The sequence below is a fragment of the Anabaena sp. CS-542/02 genome, assembly GCF_028331085.1.
In the GTDB taxonomy this organism is placed as follows: Bacteria; Cyanobacteriota; Cyanobacteriia; order Cyanobacteriales; family Nostocaceae; genus Anabaenopsis; species Anabaenopsis arnoldii.
In genome coordinates this window covers 14,450-33,123 of the sequence record NZ_JAQMTM010000128.1, presented here as the reverse complement: position 1 = coordinate 33,123, position 18,674 = coordinate 14,450, and the positions used below count along the sequence as shown (strand labels likewise).

At 44.7% G+C, this 18,674-nt stretch carries 10 protein-coding genes and 1 tRNA gene; 8 read left to right on the top strand and 3 right to left on the bottom strand.

The window, feature by feature from the left end:
- Nucleotides 1-2,913, top strand: a complete 2,913-nt coding sequence (gene gcvP / locus PN447_RS13990) for an aminomethyl-transferring glycine dehydrogenase (protein WP_271763647.1) — start codon at nt 1-3, stop codon at nt 2,911-2,913.
- 323 nt (nt 2,914-3,236) lie between these two features.
- Here the strand turns inward: gcvP and PN447_RS13985 are convergent.
- Nucleotides 3,237-3,310 (bottom strand) — tRNA-Pro (locus PN447_RS13985).
- Between the two features lie 128 nt (nt 3,311-3,438).
- Between PN447_RS13985 and lipA the strand changes: the two genes are divergently transcribed.
- The 4 genes from lipA (at nt 3,439) to PN447_RS13965 (ending at nt 7,756) form a co-directional block, all read left to right on the top strand.
- On the top strand, nt 3,439-4,308 hold the full coding sequence (gene lipA, locus PN447_RS13980) for a lipoyl synthase (RefSeq protein WP_271763646.1): 870 nt from the start codon (nt 3,439-3,441) through the stop codon (nt 4,306-4,308).
- Between the two features lie 45 nt (nt 4,309-4,353).
- The gene (locus PN447_RS13975; protein ID WP_271763645.1) at nt 4,354-5,280 is read left to right on the top strand and encodes an NAD(P)H-dependent glycerol-3-phosphate dehydrogenase; all 927 of its coding nucleotides are present in this window, start codon (nt 4,354-4,356) and stop codon (nt 5,278-5,280) included.
- Between the two features lie 465 nt (nt 5,281-5,745).
- Nucleotides 5,746-6,993, top strand: coding sequence for an RNA polymerase sigma factor SigC (sigC, locus tag PN447_RS13970; RefSeq protein ID WP_271763644.1), 1,248 nt, complete (start codon nt 5,746-5,748; stop codon nt 6,991-6,993).
- Between the two features lie 307 nt (nt 6,994-7,300).
- The gene (locus PN447_RS13965; RefSeq protein ID WP_271763643.1) at nt 7,301-7,756 is read left to right on the top strand and encodes a transcriptional repressor; all 456 of its coding nucleotides are present in this window, start codon (nt 7,301-7,303) and stop codon (nt 7,754-7,756) included.
- A gap of 10 nt (nt 7,757-7,766) precedes the next feature.
- Here the strand turns inward: PN447_RS13965 and PN447_RS13960 are convergent, their stop codons facing one another.
- Both PN447_RS13960 and cobN read right to left on the bottom strand, forming a co-directional pair.
- A complete protein-coding gene (locus PN447_RS13960; RefSeq protein WP_271763642.1) occupies nt 7,767-8,984 on the bottom strand; it encodes a peptidoglycan-binding domain-containing protein in 1,218 nt (405 codons plus the stop codon).
- 15 nt (nt 8,985-8,999) lie between these two features.
- A complete protein-coding gene (gene cobN, locus PN447_RS13955; RefSeq protein ID WP_271763641.1) occupies nt 9,000-12,734 on the bottom strand; it encodes a cobaltochelatase subunit CobN in 3,735 nt (1,244 codons plus the stop codon).
- A gap of 191 nt (nt 12,735-12,925) precedes the next feature.
- Here cobN and PN447_RS13950 point away from each other — a divergent pair, with 191 nt between their 5' ends.
- The 3 genes from PN447_RS13950 (at nt 12,926) to PN447_RS13940 (ending at nt 18,526) form a co-directional block, all read left to right on the top strand.
- Nucleotides 12,926-14,854, top strand: a complete 1,929-nt coding sequence (locus PN447_RS13950) for a GAF domain-containing sensor histidine kinase (RefSeq protein ID WP_271763640.1) — start codon at nt 12,926-12,928, stop codon at nt 14,852-14,854.
- A 22-nt stretch (nt 14,855-14,876) separates the two neighbouring features.
- On the top strand, nt 14,877-16,364 hold the full coding sequence (locus PN447_RS13945; protein WP_271763639.1) for a hydroxysqualene dehydroxylase: 1,488 nt from the start codon (nt 14,877-14,879) through the stop codon (nt 16,362-16,364).
- A gap of 455 nt (nt 16,365-16,819) precedes the next feature.
- Nucleotides 16,820-18,526 carry an Ig-like domain-containing protein gene (locus PN447_RS13940; RefSeq protein WP_271763638.1) on the top strand — a complete coding sequence of 569 codons (1,707 nt, stop codon included), beginning with the start codon at nt 16,820-16,822 and terminating at the stop codon, nt 18,524-18,526.
- Nucleotides 18,527-18,674 lie beyond the last annotated feature (148 nt).

Sequence of the window (18,674 nt, the reverse complement as noted above, 5' to 3'; positions counted from 1 at the left end):
GTGGTAAGTTACCCACCTATTCCCCAATCCAGCCATGAACCAATAATTAGTGAAATAATTAGTCAAAGCAGTTCAAAGTTAACTAATTTCTCAGAACGGCATATTGGCCCCGACTCCCAAGAAATCCAAGAAATGCTTGAGGTATTGGGTTTAGACACTCTGGATTCACTGATTGATAACACAGTACCCCCCGGTATTCGCCTACAAAAAAAGCTCAAATTACCACCAGCCCAGGGTGAATATACCGCTCTAGCTAAATTAAAACAAATTGCCGCTAAAAATCAGGTGTGGCGTTCATACCTCGGTACTGGATATTATGACTGTATCACCCCCCCGGTGATTCAGCGCAATATTCTAGAAAATCCGGGTTGGTATACAGCTTACACCCCCTATCAGCCAGAAATCGCCCAGGGACGACTGGAAGCCCTGCTCAATTTCCAGACAATGATTATTGACCTCACAGGGTTGGAAATTGCTAACGCTTCCTTACTGGATGAAGCGACCGCAGCAGCAGAAGCCATGAGTCTGAGTTATGGGGTGTGCAAAAATCAAGCCCATGCTTATTTTGTCTCTGACAACTGTCATCCCCAAACTATCGAGGTGTTGAAAACTCGTGCTCAACCCTTGGGGATTGAAATCATTATCGGTGATCATCGCCAAGATTTTACCCAAGGGATTTTTGGGGCTATTCTGCAATATCCTGCTAGTGATGGCACGATTTACGACTACCGCGCTTTTATTCAAAAAGCCCATGCTCAGGGTGCATTGGTGACGGTAGCAGCAGACCCTTTAAGTTTAACCTTATTGACACCACCCGGAGAATTTGGTGCTGATATTGCAGTGGGTAGTACTCAACGTTTAGGTATTCCTATGGGGTTTGGGGGACCCCATGCGGCATACTTCGCTACCAAAGAACAGTATAAGCGCCAGGTTCCGGGGCGCATTGTGGGAGTATCAAAAGATGCTCACGGTCAGCGGGCTTTACGTCTGGCTTTACAAACCCGGGAACAGCATATACGGCGGGAAAAAGCAACTAGTAATATCTGTACTGCCCAGGTGTTATTGGCAGTCATGGCCAGTATGTATGCTGTATATCATGGTGGAGATGGTATTAAAAACATTGCCTGTAGCATTCACCAGTTAACTGTGATTTTAGCTGCAGGACTAAAGCGGCTGGGTTACAGGATTAGTTCTGAATATTTCTTTGATACCCTGCGCGTAGAGTTAGGCGCACAATCACTCACACCAATTCTGCAAGCTTGTCAAGAGAGAAAGATTAATATCCGGGTTTTTGATCCTACATCTGTGGGTATTTCCCTAGATGAAACTACTACCCCAGAAGATTTAATTGATCTGTGGCAGATTTTCGCTCTCAGCGATGACTTACCCTTTACTCTAGAAGATTTAACTTCTGATTCCTATTCTCATCTGTTATTGGAGCGCACCAGCAGTTATCTAACTCATCCGGTGTTTAACCGCTATCACTCCGAAACTGAGTTATTACGTTATCTGCATCAGCTAGAAACCAAGGATTTATCTTTAACTACATCCATGATTCCCTTGGGTTCCTGTACCATGAAACTGAATGCTACCGCAGAGATGATCCCCGTTACTTGGGAGGAGTTCGCTAAGATTCATCCCTTCGCGCCGGTTGCACAAACCAGGGGTTATCAAATCCTCTTTCAGCAACTGGAAACCTGGTTAGCGGAAATTACAGGTTTTGCGGGAATTTCTTTACAACCTAATGCCGGTTCTCAGGGTGAGTATACAGGACTTTTGGTAATTCGTCAATATCACCACAGTCGGGGGGAAGGACACCGTAATATTTGTTTAATTCCTGAGTCCGCCCACGGAACTAATCCCGCCAGTGCGGTGATGTGTGGGATGAAGGTGATCCCAGTTGCTTGTGATGATTTGGGTAATATTGACCTGGATGATTTGCAAACCAAGGCGGCTAAACACGGGGATCAACTGGCGGCTTTAATGGTCACCTATCCTTCCACCCATGGTGTGTTTGAGGAAGGGATTCAGGAAATCTGCGCCATTGTTCACCATCACGGTGGACAAGTGTATATGGATGGGGCGAATATGAATGCCCAAGTGGGTATTTGTCGCCCTGGAGATATTGGGGCGGATGTCTGTCATTTAAATCTGCATAAAACTTTCTGTATTCCTCATGGTGGCGGTGGCCCTGGTATGGGACCGATTGGTGTGGCTCAACATCTTGTTCCTTTCCTCCCTGGACACCCGGTTATACCCTCTGGAGATGCTCAAATTGGGGCGGTGGCTGCTGCGCCCTGGGGTAGTGCTAGTATTTTAGTTATCTCTTGGATGTACATTACTATGATGGGGTCTGAGGGTTTGACCCAGGCGACTAAGGTGGCAATTCTCAATGCTAATTATATCGCCCACCGCTTAAAGTCTTACTATCCGGTGCTGTATAAGGGCAAAAATGATTTTGTCGCCCATGAGTGTATTTTAGATTTACGGGGGGTGAAAAAGTCGGCGCTGATCGAAGTTGATGATATCGCCAAGCGGCTGATTGATTATGGTTTCCATGCGCCTACTGTGTCTTGGCCTGTGGCGGGTACTATGATGGTGGAACCCACAGAAAGCGAATCTCGCGCAGAGTTAGATCGGTTCTGTGAGGCGTTGATTGCTATCCGGGGAGAAATATCTGCTATTGAATCTGGCCAGATGGATCTGCAAGATAATCCGCTCAAAAATGCACCCCATACGGCTTACAGTTTGATTGCGGGAGCTTGGAATCATGGCTATCCCCGTGAACAAGCTGCTTACCCTAGTCCCTGGACTCGTGAATATAAGTTCTGGCCTAGTGTGGGGAGAGTTGACTCGGCTTTTGGCGATCGCCATTTTGTTTGTGCTTGTTTACCTATGGATGCTTATCAGTAAGGTCATGGGTGGTTAATCACCGCTCCTGACTCTCATATCCCCGACTTCTATTCAGATTTATGGCTACTGCATAAAATGACCGTCAGAAGTCGGGGATATCTGTGGGGCTCATATCCCCGACTTCTATTCCAGGTTTAGGGCGGCCAGATTCAAGTCATCTACTCGAATTTAGGTGGGGTGAAAGGCGCACTTCGTTGGGGATTTTTCCTAACTGAAGCAATAGAAATCAATAAAAGCTATGATTGTAATAGTTTTGAACGCCAATACACCGTGATGACTAGGTAGTTGGTCAACGCGGACAATTCAAATTAAGTTAATGTACATCGGGATGACTGGATTCGAACCAGCGGCCCCTTCGTCCCGAACGAAGTGCGCTACCAAGCTGCGCTACATCCCGCCACGACATACACGATACGATTATATCATAATAGTACAACTTTGTTGATATATAATCAATATCTCACCCTAACTCATTGAACTACCCTTTGCTAGGATGAGATTTGTATAACTTCATAAGGGCAGATTGTGACTGTTAAACCAGACTGGTTGCGAGTAAAAGCGCCTCAATGGCAGCGCGTTGGTAACGTTAAAGAAATTTTGCGGGATTTAGCGCTTAACACAGTTTGTGAAGAAGCGTCATGTCCTAATATTGGTGAGTGCTTTCAAGCTGGTACTGCCACATTTTTAATTATGGGTCCGGCTTGTACCCGCGCCTGTCCTTACTGTGATATTGACTTTGAGAAAAAACCCCAACCTCTAGACCCCACAGAACCAGCACGACTAGCAGCAGCTGTGGAGCGGATGAAACTAAATCATGTGGTGATTACTTCGGTCAACCGTGATGATTTACCTGATGGTGGTGCTTCTCAGTTTGTGCTGTGTATTCAAGCGGTGCGGGAACTCTCACCTCAAACCACAATTGAGGTGTTAATTCCTGACTTGTGCGGTAATTGGAATGCTTTAGAAGTGATTTTACAAGCCTCCCCAGAGGTACTCAACCACAACACAGAAACGGTAGAGCGGTTATATCGCCGGGTACGTCCCCAGGGAAACTACCGACGGAGTTTAGAATTATTGGGGCGATCGCGGCAAATAGCCCCCCAAGTATACACCAAATCTGGGATTATGGTGGGTCTGGGTGAAACTGATGGGGAAGTCCGCCAAGTCATGGCAGATTTACGCAGTGTAGATTGTGACATTTTGACCATTGGGCAATATCTCCAACCCAGTCAAAAACACTTACAAGTTAATGACTTTATCACCCCAGAACAATTTGCAGCTTGGCAGGTCTTCGGTGAGGAAATCGGATTTTTACAAGTTGTTTCTTCACCCTTGACAAGAAGCTCATATCATGCAGAGCAAGTCAGAGAACTAATGCAACGCTACCCCCGTTAAGTAAGTGTTGAGTCCTTAAGTAATTGTCAGTGATTATCAAGAGTGGTGCAAAAAACTACCATAGGTATACTGGGTGCTGGTGCTTGGGCTATGGCCTTAGCCAACTTAGCCACGGACAACGGCCATGAGGTGCGTATCTGGTCACGTGGGGGAAAAGTAAGTTTATCAGCAGTTTTACAAAATGCTGACATCATCTTGTCGGCTATCTCCATGACAGGGGTGAGTGAAATAGTGTCTCAAATTGAATTCCTCCCCCTGTCAGCCAAAACAATTTTTGTCACAGCCACCAAAGGACTAGATCCCCAAACTACCTGTACCCCCTCGCAAATTTGGCAAGGAGCATTCCCTGATCATCCAGTAGTTGTTTTGTCAGGGCCAAATTTATCGGCGGAAATTCGCCAATCACTACCAGCAGCAACAGTAGTGGCCAGCAAGAACCAGAAAGCGGCTCAATTGGTGCAACAGGTATTTTCTTCTAGTTGTTTCCGGGTATATACCAATCCTGACCCCATAGGAGTGGAACTAGGGGGAACATTAAAAAATATTATGGCGATCGCAGCGGGTGTATGTGATGGCTTGCATCTGGGAACCAACGCCAAAGCCGCTTTAGTCACCCGTGGACTGACGGAAATGGTTCGCATTGGCCAAAATTGGGGTGCAAAGAGGGAAACATTTTATGGTTTATCAGGTCTAGGAGATTTGTTAGCGACTTGTAACAGTCCCCTCAGTCGTAATTACCAAGTTGGTTACCAGATGGCTGGGGGTAAAACACTAGTAGAAGTTCTGGCAAATTTACCAGGAACAGCCGAAGGTGTGAATACTTGTCAAGTCTTAATCAAACGAGCCCAGGAGCACAGTATTGCTATACCCATTACCGAACAAGTTTATGCCTTACTGCAAGGTGAAGTCACACCCCGACAAGCTTTGGAGGAACTAATGCTACGAGACATAAAGCCAGAGTACAACTGTTAATGCTGCGTAGGATGACAAAGTATCACGAATAGTGTGAGCCTGAATAATCCCTAGAAAAAAAATCATAAAATCGTCAGGATATTCTTTCACCCCGATGTATATATCACTATAGCGATGGTAAACATATGTTTTACAAGTTACCAACTTGTAAAACTAGTTTTACAAGTTACCAACATCACCCTGATAGCGTATCGTGGCATAGGCCATATAGATATCCTGTGTTAAAACCCTCACTAAAATATTCCATGTTTATTTAAAACCTAGATATAGATTTGAATAGCTATTGGTTCAATTGAAACGCTCAACCGATACATCGGTAACAGTGTGAAAAATATCAGTGTGTTGTCTGGATCAGAAGCTTAACTGAAACCTCTACCAGATTAGTTCATGTTGAATCACGCAATAGCACCAGTTCATTAGTTGCGCCATTATCTATTGTTACCTGGAGCCATTGAGACTAGCCATATGCCAGCAATATCTTTTTATGCAGATGAGGCTTCCTACGCTCAGAAGTCTGTCGAGAGTTTGAATACAGAACTGACTATTGATGATGAGTTATCGGCTGATGATATCCAAGAGTTACAAGTAGCAGCAAATGACCCTGCTCACTTGGCGGGGAATACTAACCGTCGGAGTACAGACCTAGTACGTTTATATCTTCAGGAAATTGGGCGAGTACAGCTTCTGGGGCGAGATCAAGAAGTTTCAGAAGCCCAAAAAGTTCAACGTTACTTGCGGATGCGGACTGTACTAGCTAATGCGGCACAGCAAGGGGATCAAGTGATTGTGCCATTTCTCAAGTTAATTGAGGTTCAGGAGCGTCTGACATCTGAACTGGGACACCGCCCATCTTTGGAAAGGTGGGCTAGTACGGCGGGGATGAGCCTACCGGATCTCAAACCTACTTTAGCAAATGGCAAACGTCGCTGGGCAGAAATTGCTCAGTTAACAGTAGAAGAGCTAGAACAAATCAAATCCCAAGGACTCCAAGCCAAGGAACACATGATCAAGGCTAATTTGCGCTTGGTAGTGTCCGTGGCGAAAAAGTATCAAAATCGGGGCTTGGAATTATTGGATTTAGTCCAAGAGGGAACTTTAGGCTTAGAAAGAGCTGTAGAAAAATTTGACCCCACTAAGGGATATCGCTTTAGTACATATGCTTATTGGTGGATTCGTCAGGGAATTACACGGGCGATCGCCACTTATAGCCGCACAATTCGCTTACCTGTTCATATTACAGAAAAGCTGAACAAGATTAAAAAAGCACAACGGAAAATTTCTCAAGAAAAAGGTCGTACAGCCACCTTAGAAGACCTAGCCATTGAGTTAGAAATGACACCAAACCAAGTCAGGGAAGTGTTACTTAAAGTACCACGTTCCGTGTCCATGGAGACGAAGGTAGGCAAAGATAAAGACACCGAATTAGGGGAATTATTGGAAACCGACGGGATTACCCCCGAAGAAATGTTAGTGCGAGAATCTTTACAAAGAGACTTGCATACTTTGTTAGCAGATTTAACTAGCCGTGAACGTGATGTAATACTGATGCGGTTTGGTTTAGCGGATGGTCATCCTTACTCCCTAGCCGAAATTGGTCGCGCTCTGGACTTATCTAGAGAAAGAGTACGTCAAATAGAATCCAAAGCCTTGCAAAAGCTGCGCCAACCGAAACGACGCAACTTTATCCGGGATTATTTAGAGTCCTTAAGTTAGGGTCAAATCTGGAACCGCCTAGGTTCCACAACCAAACAAATCTACCATCTGCTTTCTCCTAGTCATGGCGTAGCGTGGCGGAGGTTCCATAGATTTACCAGGGTTTTTTTAACTATAGCACTACGCATACACCTTAGGACATCATAATTGTGGTTTTAAGGGAAGAGGAAACAGGGAAATGTCCTAACACTTGTGGTTACTGCTATGACTAATTTATAATTTTTGGCAAGAAGAAATATTTATTGCAAATTAATCCCAGAATTTGTTATATTCTCAACTAATAGGCTTTGTTGAGAAAAGAATTAATATGACTGTTTACACATCTTCTTCGCTCAAGGCAGAACTAAATGATAGAGGTTGGCGTTTAACACCCCAACGGGAGACGATTTTACACATTTTCCAAGAACTTCCCCAAGGTGAACATCTCAGTGCTGAGGATCTTTATCATCGACTGGAGAGTGAGGGTCAGGGAATCAGCCTTTCAACAGTCTATCGGACGTTGAAATTGATGGCACGGATGGGGATTTTGCGGGAACTAGAACTGGGAGAAGGACATAAGCATTATGAAATTAACCAACCCTCCCCCCATCATCACCACCATTTAATTTGTGTTAAATGTAACGCGACTATCGAGTTTAAAAACGACTCGATTTTAAAAATAGGTGCAAAAACGGCTCAAAAGGAGGGATTCCACCTGCTAGACTGTCAAATGACAATTCATGCAGTCTGTCCTCAGTGCCAACGGTCTCTTATGCCTTTGTAGCTGTGATAACCTAAAGGTTTCCGCTAGTGATATTACTTAGATTGATGCCGTAAAATGTTTTTGCTTGCTGAAGAGCGCGTTTAGTCTCATCGGACATAACGCCGTTGAGATCACCTCGATAGAAACCCTGTTCTTGTAGTCGCCTTTGAATTTCCAAGACACTGAAATTACCCTGGCGACCGGTGTTAATTAAGCTATATAACTTAGCTCTAGTAGTCGGTCCAGCAATTCCACTGACAGCTAAGTGATTAGCGGCTTGAAACCTACGCACAGCATCATCAGTGTGGGGACCAAAATACCCGCTTGGTGTTGCGTTTAGATATCCGGCTGCGATCAAATGTTGTTGAAGCAGTCTGACAGCCTCACCCCGATTACCCATCCTGAGATTTTCTGGATTAGCTGTTTGTCTGGGTCTGGGAGGGGGTGTTGTTCCTCCACCAACGCCCACAGGGGGCAATTTTTTGATTGTGGACGGGCCAACAATGCCATCAGCATCTAATTTAGAAGCTGTTTGGAATTGTTTGACAGCTTCTTCAGTAACCGGACCAAAGACCCCAGTGGCTTTACCAGAATAGAAACCTGCAACTCGCAGCCTTTCCTGTAAAACCCTGACATCTTCGCCTTGATCACCTCTGTGGAGCAACTGGGGATGACGGCGTTGAGTTGGACTTTTTGCAGTTGTAACTTTTTTTGGTTGCGGTGTTGAGGTTTTTACTGTCTCAAATGGTGTACTAGCAGTAGTCAGAGAGGGAATAGATTCTACATGACTGTTGATGGTGGGTACTACGGTGCTGGTAATAGTTGGTGCGGAGGCTTGGGGATTTACTGCTTGTCTGAGCAAGGTTTCTAATTTTTGCCGTGTCTCTACTCCCAGAACCCCATCAACTACTAAACTTTGAGATGCTTGAAAACGCCGTACAGCATCTTCTGTGGAAAAATCATACACTTGTGTGATCTGCTCTCGGTAAAAGCCTGCTTGTTGCAATTGTCTTTGGAGGTTGGCTACCGAAGGACCTTGATCACCTCGTTGTAGTGCGAAAGCACTGCTGATAGAACTAAGAATAGATACAGCCACAGCTAAGGGTAACAAGTGCTTCCAGGCTCCACCAGAAAGGCGTTTCCAGTCTGGGGCAGATGCTTTCTTGAATAAGACACTCAAGGATGCTAATTCACTGGATGCACTGTTTTCATAGGTATTGGCTAAATATAAATATGCAAGATTGTCCATGTGATATCTCCTAATTTATTTTTCTTCGATGGTTGCTTCTGCTTGATGTACCAGATTTCGCAACTTATCTAATGTCTTGCTGTTTACATCCTGCCATAAACCGCGCTGGTGCGCTTCTAATAATTTATCGGCAATATCACGCATTGCCCAAGGATTTTTATCCTGGATAAATTCACAAACTATAGGGTCTAGTAAATATGCTTGTGTCACCCCCTCATACATATGGTCTTCGACACATTGGGCTGTGGCATCATAGGCAAATAAATAATCTACCGTCGCCGCCATTTCAAAGGCACCTTTGTAACCATGGCGCATCATTCCCGAAATCCATTTGGGGTTAACTACACGGGAACGATACACCCGGGCAATTTCGGCTTTGAGGGTGCGCACTTTTGGTTGAGCGGGATGAGAATGATCACCAAAATAGGTTTGCGGGTTGTTTCCTTGTAGCGATCGCACGGCTGCTGTTAAACCGCCTTGAAATTGGTAATAATCATCAGAGTCGAGTAAGTCATGTTCCCGGTTATCTTGATTGTGTAAAACAATTTGCATTTGTCTTAGGCGTTGCTCAAAGGCTTCTGGTGCCGAAATACCCACTAATTCCCCTTGAGTATCAGGGGAACTACCACTAGTGTAAGCGTAGCAACTCCAGTTAATATAAGCACGGGCTAAGTCTTGCTCATCTATCCAGTTTTGTGATGTCATCAGCCCTTGGAGACCCGCACCATAGGCACCGGGTTGAGAACCAAAAACCCGGTATTGCGATCGCACTCTCGCTGATTCCACTGTTAAGCCTTGTTGCATCCACAACTGAGTATCTTGGCTGACTCGTGCCGCCAGTGGGTTAAAGTCTTCGGGTTCCTTGAGTGCGGCCACTGCGATTACAGCTTGCTCGAATAGGTCAATTAAATTGGGGAAAGCATCCCGAAAAAATCCCGAAATCCGCAAGGTAACATCAACACGGGGACGACCCAAAATGCTCAAGGGTAAGATTTCAAAGTCTACTACACGCCGCGCCGCACTGTCCCAAACAGGACGCACTCCCATTAAAGCTAGGGCTTCGGCGATATCATCGCCCCCGGTGCGCATGGTTGCAGTACCCCACAAGGATAAACCCAAGGTTTGGGGATACTCGCCGTTTTCTTGGGTGTAACATTCAATCAGATTTTCAGCAGCTTTTCTCCCCACATCCCAGGCGCTTTCTGTGGGAATGGCGCGAATATCCACAGAATAAAAGTTTCTCCCGGTGGGTAAAACTTCTGGTCGTCCCCGGGTGGGTGCACCTGAGGGGGCGCTGGGAATATACTTACCATTGAGTCCCTGGAGTAAGTTGGTGATTTCGTCCTTGGTTTGTTCTAAGGCGGGGATGAGTTTAATTTTAATCCAGTCAAGATGGGGGGATGACAGGGGGGGAGCATTCAGGAGTTGTTCTACTAATTGGGCGGCGTGTATTTCCAGAACTTCCACTGCGTCGCCGACGGTGCGACGGGTTTTTGGGGTGATGTTGTGTAAAATGTGCTGATCAATTTCTGATAACTGAGTGTTAAAATCTGTGGTTAGGGGGTCAAACTCTAGTCCCCACTCTGTGGCTAGGTTACGGGTGATACCTATGGAGTAACGGTTAGGGATACGGGCGATCGCGACTATTAAATCTCGCAGTTGTCGCCCTTGGGGACATTGACCGAAAATATGTAAACCGTCGCGAATTTGCGCTTCTTTTAGTTCACACAGATAGCCACCGATGAAGTTTAAAATTACCGATTCAAACTTTAAAATATCGCTTTCTATGGCAATACCTAGCTCTTGGTGGAGATTTTCTTGGATAACTAATTCCCGAATGCGATCGCGAATTGACGGTAAACGCCCAGGATCTAAACTTTCCGCCTCATAATATTCATCCACCAAGTTTTCTAACTGTTGTAGTGCGCCATAAAGTTCTGCTCTGGTCATGGGGGGAGTGAGGTGGTCTAAAATCACCGCTTGGGCCCGACGTTTAGCTTGAGAACCCTCCCCTGGGTCATTGACAATGAAGGGGTAAAAATGGGGAAGTGGTCCGAAAGCTACTTCGGGATAACAATGACTGGATAAGGCGACACTTTTACCGGGTAACCATTCTAAATTGCCATGTTTCCCCACATGAACCACTGCATCTGCGCTGAAAATTTCCCTCACCCAATAATAAAAGGCTAAATAAGCATGAGTGGGTACTAAATCCGGTGCATGATAATTCAAACTAGGGTCAATATCATAACCCCGTGGTGGTTGAATCCCTACAAATATGTTACCCAGTTGGATTCCTGGAATGGGGAAAGAGTCAGGACATCCCCATGTTTGAGTAATTTCTTGCTGTACAGTTGTGGGTAAACTAGCAAAATACTTTTGATAATCGTCACTGTCAACACTTTGCAGCACAGGGCGAAAATCTCTACCTTCTGGGTCATTAGTTACCCCACTAGTTAGAATGTCGATTAATTCATCTCCATTTCTGGGGGGATTCTCTACCACATAACCCGCATTTTGTAAAGCCTTAATTATTTCTACACAACTGGCTGGTGTGTCCAATCCTACGCCATTAGCTAATCTGCCGTTGCGATTGGGGTAATTTGCCAAAATCAGGGCAATACGGCGCTTTTGGGGAGGCTTTGAGCGCAGGTTTACCCAGTTGGCTGCTAGTTGGGCCACAAACTCAATGCGATCGCTCACTGGTTCATAAACCATCACATCTGTTTCTAAGTCAGGATGGCGCTTTTGTACAGTTTTAAAAGAAACAGCGCGGGTAATAATCCGCCCATCTACCTCTGGTAGCGCCACATTCATGGCTATATCCCGGGGGGAAAGTCCTTGTAATTGTGACTCCCACTGCTCCACACCACCACCACTGAGGATAACTTGTAAGACTGGGACATTCAATTTTTGCCAAAGGTCTAGCTGGGGTGCTTCTGCTTCCAACCGCGCCAGAGAAAAGCTCGTAGTATTTAGTAGTACTCCTATTTGCTCTGTATCTTTAGGCTGGAAAAACTCACTTAATTCTCCTTGAACATCAGGATCACGCAATGAGGAAACAAACACTGGTACAGGTTGTAAATTACGTTTTGCCAGGGCTGTACACAAGGCATCAATTACTTTAGTATTACCAGATAGATAATGAGCGCGGTAGAAAAGAATGCCCACTTTAGGTATTGGTGATTTCCTAGTCCCCATTCCCCAGTTATATAACCCAACACGGGGAACTCCTTTAGGTGGTGAGGCTTGGAAAGAAGTATGAAGACAGGTATCACAGATAAATTTTAGAGCGTTAACAATATTTTCTACTCCGCCTTCTCGGAAATACTGTAATACTTGATTAATAACACTTAAAGGCAAAGTAGATTGGGAAATTAATTCTGGGTCTAGACCGTCGTCACCAGGCATTACAATCAGAGTTGTACCTTGACGTTGTACAATTTCTTGCACCACTGCTAAACCATATGCCCAATAGGAACGTCCTCCTAGCAGACGCAAAATAATCACTTGGGCAGATTCTAAAACTTCCTCAGCATAGGAATCTATACTTATTTCTTGCTGTAACTGCAACAGGCTAGCAACCCTGATAGCTGGGAAGTTTGGTGGTAATTGAGTCACTCCTACTGCTAGGGTTTGAATGTCGGTATCAGCGGCGGTAATGAATACAAAAGGAGCGGGAGATTGTTCGATCAAAACTAACCCTTCGGACTGATTCCATCCCCCCGGTGTGGCGCTGATACGATGCATAATCTTGTATTACCCCCCTAAACTGTTGAATATAACACTGTTTTCGCCCGTGCAAGTTATTACATGACATATTAATAGGATGCCAAGAAGTGCATGAATGCCATCAATAAACAGATTTTTCATATCTGACGCACTCTACAAGAGATTTTACACTGTCTTCTGCCACGTAAATTATTACCAGACCATTAAAAATGCTTAGTTCTCCTGATTTGAGTTTTTCTCGAAACTTGCCTTTAGTTGTATTTAATCAGCTGGGGGAATTTTTACAGCAGATGGCTCAAGTCGTCGGAACTGCTGCATTGGTACTCACTGAGTCTGTATTAGTCAGGATTTCTTTACCCCAAGAGTGGCGTAATCAAAGGTTTACGCTGTTGATTTCTCAGGAGTTTAGCGCCCTTTTGGTGGGAACTTTAGCACCGGGGTATGGGGGGGATTGCGCCGCATACAATAGCAATTTGACATTTAATTCTGAGGCGATCGCATTATTTGTCTCCCAGGTACGAGATTTGTTTGAGGGAAATTCTGACACACACCAAAATCTGGAACGCTATCGAGAGCTTGTCAGACCTAATGATGCTCAGACCCAAACTAAATTTACACTGTTGTTATTAGAGTATATCGGCACACAGTCATCCCAGAAGATTATAGATCCTTTAACCCCTACTGATAGCCCGGGATGCGTAGCCATTCCTCAAGTTTATACTTGTCAGCCTGTGGAAGATGCCTTAAAAAAACAGATTTTGCAAGAGCGACTGTTAAATCAGGTGACCACCCAGATTCGCAAAAGCTTAGATTTACCAGTGATTATGGCCACGGCGATCGGTATGGTACGGGAATTTCTGGCACTAGACCGATTAGTAATATATAAATTTCAGGGTTTGAGTGTCAAAACTGATTTACATGGCATAACCATAGATGAAAACCTACCCCCAGGAGAGATGGGGGGTTGTATTGTCTATGAGGAGAGGGCTGAAGGTGCCATTTCGTCGGTGTTGTCTTATCAAGAAAATGACTGCTGGTCTAAGAACTCCACCTGTTTAGCAAAGTATCGCCAAGGATTTACCTTAGTAATTGAGGACGTGGAAAAAACTTATGTCACAGAAGAATGTTTATTGAATTTATTACGAAAATGCCAAGTTAGGGCTAAGTTGGTAGCACCAATTATATTTGAACAGAATCTTTGGGGTCTATTGATTGCTCATCAATGTCATACCCCACGGGAGTGGAGCGAAAGTGATCAAAGTTTACTCACTTCCATAGCGGAACAATTAGCCATTGCTATTCATCAAGCTGAGTTGATGCAATCTTTACAAAAAGCTACCCGCACCCTTACCCAAGAAAAACAAAGTTTAGAACAACGAGTAATTGAGCGGACAAAAGCCCTACGGGAAGCTTTACTAGCTGCAGAAGCTGCTAGTCGCCTCAGAAGCGAATTTCTGGCTACCATCAGCCATGAATTACTCACTCCATTAACCTATGTGATCGGGATGTCTTCCACTTTGTTACGTTGGCCCCTCGGAGAACTGAGTCAACGTCAACGAGATTACCTGCAAACCATCCATGACAGTGGAGAACATTTATTAGAGCTAATTAATGACATCCTGGATTTATCCCAAATTGAAGCTGGTAAAACTGTATTAAATATTACAGATTTTTCCCTAACCCATACCGCCGAAAATTCCCTAGAGTCACTATTAGAAAAAGCTGATAGCCAACAGGTTAATCTTCAACTGGATTTACAAATTGACCCCCAACGGGATCTGTTTACTGCTGATGTACAGCGAGTAGAACAAATTCTCTGGAATTTATTAACCAATGCGATTAAGTTTACCCCAGGAGGTGGTAGTGTTACCTTGCGGATATGGGTAGAAGATCATACTGCTGTCTTTCAAATTGAAGACACTGGAATTGGTATTCCCGAAGAACAATTACCGGTCATGTTTGAGAAATTTCAGCAATTAGATACACCCTATCGCCGGCGCTACGAAGGTACTGGGTTGGGTTTGGCTCTGACTAAACAACTGGTAGAACTCCATCGCGGCCGAATTGAAGTAGAATCTACTGTAGGTGTTGGTTCAATTTTCACAGTATGGATACCAGCCCAGCAACAACGCAATTAATCGGGACTGGGGGAAGAAAAAGATGACAGCAGGGTTACCAAGCAAACGTGTAATAGTAGTTGGTGCTGGTTGGGCGGGTTTGGGTGCTACCTACCAGTTGGCAAAACAAGGGTATGATGTTACACTTTTAGAAGCTGGTGCATATCCTGGGGGTTTAGTTGCAGGTTGGAAAACCACCGCTGGCAAATCTGTAGAAGCAGGAATTCACGGCTTTTGGTATCCTTACAGAAATATTTTTGCTCTGATTAATGAGTTAAAAATTAATCCCTTCACTACCTGGACTCGTTCGGCGCAATATTCCCCAGCGGGGTTAGAAGTTGAATCCCCAATTTTTCAAAATTTACCACGGCTCCCGACGCCTTTGGGTACTTTTATTTACACTCAGTTTCAGAGATTACCCTTAGCTGATCGCCTGAGTGCCTTACCTTTACTTTATTCTCTCATAGATTTTGACAATTCCGACCAGGCTTGGCGGCGTTATGATTTTGTCACAGCGCGGGAATTGTTTAAAGATTTTGGCGTTTCAGCTCGACTTTATCAAGAGGCTTTTGAACCCATGTTATTGGTGGGTTTATTCGCTCCCGGTGAACAGTGTTCCGCTGCTGCTACACTGGGAATGCTGTACTTTTTTATCCTCGCCCATCAAGCTGATTTTGATGTGGTTTGGTGTCGGGGAACGGTGGGGGAAAAAATCTTTCGCCCCTGGGTGGAACAAATTACCCAAGCTGGGGGGAAGGTGTTAGCCCAGCATCCTGTAACTGATATAGTTATAGATAGTCAGAATCGCGCCCAGGGTGTGGTGTGCGGTGATCAGGTGTTTGATGCAGATGCGGTGATTTTTGCTGTGGGTGTAACAGGGATGAAAAAAATTGTCGCCCATAGTCGCAGTTTACAAAGCCGCCCTGAATTTCGGAATTTAAATAATTTAGGCGCTATTGACGTTTTAGCTACCCGGTTATGGTTTGACCGTAAGGTTAATGTTCCCCGTGCTTCTAATGCTTGCTTTGGTTTTGATGAAACCACGGGATGGACGTTTTTTGATTTAAATGCTTTACATGATGAGTATCAGCAGGAACCGGGAACAGTCATAGAAGCTGATTTTTATCATGCTAATCAGTTTCTGTCCATGAGTGATGCAGATATTGTGAATATAGTCAAGGGGTATTTGACAACTTGTGTCCCCGGATTTGGGGAGGCTAAAGTTGTTGATAGTAGTGTCATTCCCTTACCCAATGCGGTTACCCATTTTGCTCCGGGTAGTTATCGTCATATGTTACCCGCTCAGACGAGTTTTGAGAATGTATTTATGAGTGGTGATTGGATTATCAATCGTCACGGTTCTTGGTCCCAGGAAAAGGCTTATGTTACAGGTTTAGAAGCTGCAAATTTGGTGATTTCTTATTTGGGTCAGGGTCAACCTGCCGAGATTATACCTGTAGAAGAGGACGAACCACACATCAAAATGGCGCGATCGCTTCACAAGACTGTGCGGGGTTGGGGTTGGGGTTGACGGTTGACTGCTGACTGGTCAAAAGCAGGAGCCAGGGGTTAAAAACCCCTGTCTCAAAGCTAAAGTCGGATAAATCCGACTGGAATAGATTACCCAGCTACCCCGGAATTACTGTAATACTTTTGCCCTGGGGACTCTGGTCTATTAGGTTAAAACTAGGTTTTTGCCATAAAATTAACCGGATTTCTGTGGCGAATCTTGCTAATTAAATACTAGTGGGAGTATTAACAGTTTTTATTCCCTAGTTATCGTTCCATCATCCTGATATTGAACGAGATTCTTGACGTCACGGTAGTCGCCCTGTCTAAGAACAAAGATATTTAAGCTATTGGTGCCACTCTACGCGAACTTCACTCTGCTATCGATATCCTTTGATATCTAGTTGATTTGATGTTTGTCTTCATAGTTTCGTCAGTGTAACTGTCTATTTAACCTTGTCTTGAGGAGTAATTTCTATGTCACAATCACCGACGATTAGTATCAGCAGTCAGGCGGTAGATGCCTTTCCCAGTGGAAATAGTAACTATGGATTTCGGGTTCGTTACACCTTCACCTTCAGTGAACCTGTCACCGGCTTCACCGCTGAAGATATCACGGTTACCAATGGTACTAAGGGAGCATTTACAACAGTCAGCCCCACGAAATACCAATTGTTAGTAACCACTAATGTACTTGACCGTGATGCCCCTGGTGAAACAGGGTTAGAAGTTTCTGTGCGAGCAGGAGCCGCTTTTAATGTTAATGGAAATCCCAACAGTCCGGCTTCATTGATAGCACCATTAGCCCCGGTAATTAACTTGGTAGCGGCAGATGACAAAGTTAACAGACAAGAAAGGCTTGATGGTTTTAATATCACTGGTACTGGTACACCAGGGGCAGAAATTATGCTCCGGTTCGATAGTGAGCCTAATAGTAAGAGACCCGGGAAACAAGCTACTGTAGGGTCTGATGGCACATGGTCAATTCCTATTACCGCTGATGATGTTCAAGGTTTTGACCCTGGTGAAGAAGGCATCTTTGTCTATCAAAACTTGAATAGAAATGTTAGCCCTCAGAGAAGTAGATTTATCGAGGTTGATACTTTTGCCATCGACAATATAGGCGCTAATATAGTCGGTGCTACTGGTCTACAAAGTCCACAAAGTCCACAAAGTCCACAAAGTCCACAAAGTCCACAAAGTCCACAAAGTCCACAAAGTCCACAAAGTCCACAAAGTAGTGTAACTATCATCGATATCACCGACCCCAACACCGGAACACCTCTACAGGAAACCTTTGATACTGTCTTTAGATTCTCTGTAACGGGTTCAACCCCATCATCTCAGGATCTGCAGATTGTCTTTGGGGACGGTAGAACTCAAAGTATTCTCACTACTCCCGGTAGTGCTTCAGGTCTACCTTTTTTTGGTAGGGAGTCTATCCTTGACGACCTACAGTCATTCCCAATCAGGGTTTCCCCTGAAAATGGTAATATGATGAGGTTCCAATTGCGAGATTTAGCCAATGGCACTATTACCCCCTTAACCATTAGTGGTGTTACAGGGAATAATTTTACTCTGACTGGTGGTAACTTGAAGATTGTTGCTAGTAGTCTGGGCAGTGCGGATAGTATAGAAATCTTAACCAAGAAAATTGAAGTCAATGGTGAGCAACTGGAAGCTATTAACCTGGGTAACCTCGACACTTCTAGAGTGACTGGGGACAGAATCACTGTGAAGGTGGATACTACCCTGTACCGGGAAGCTGCTTTTGATAATCTAGTGGGCTTCTACTTGGCAGACAAAACTACAGGGGCAGTGGTTGACAGGCTAACTGGTGACAGTATAGCTGGACTAGGCGATCGCAATGCATATCTGAGTGCGGTGCGTAACAATGCGGTGCTGACTCGCAGCGTTACCAATAACCAAATTATAGACTTAAGCAGCACCTTTCAAGTCAATTCTAGTCTTGACTTGTCAGACTATGTCCTGCTACCATTCTTATTCGCGAATGGTGACCTCAACTCAGTGAGACCTGACTTTAGTAACCTATTTGTCGCCGGTAATAGCAACCAGATCCGCTTGTTGGGTAACAATGTCTTCGGCTTTGAGGACCTAGCCGGCGGCGGTGACTTCGACTTTGATGATGTAGTCGTCCAGTTTCGAGGACTAAGCGTGGTATAAACTCGCAATTCGTGAGGGAAGGTCTACGCATACCTGTTTTGAGGTAAACGTAAACATATTACTCATAGGGATGTAGAAACCCATCTGACTACGTTGAAAATGGGGTAGTTCATTTAAATCTTGAGAGGCGATCGCAATATCCCCAACC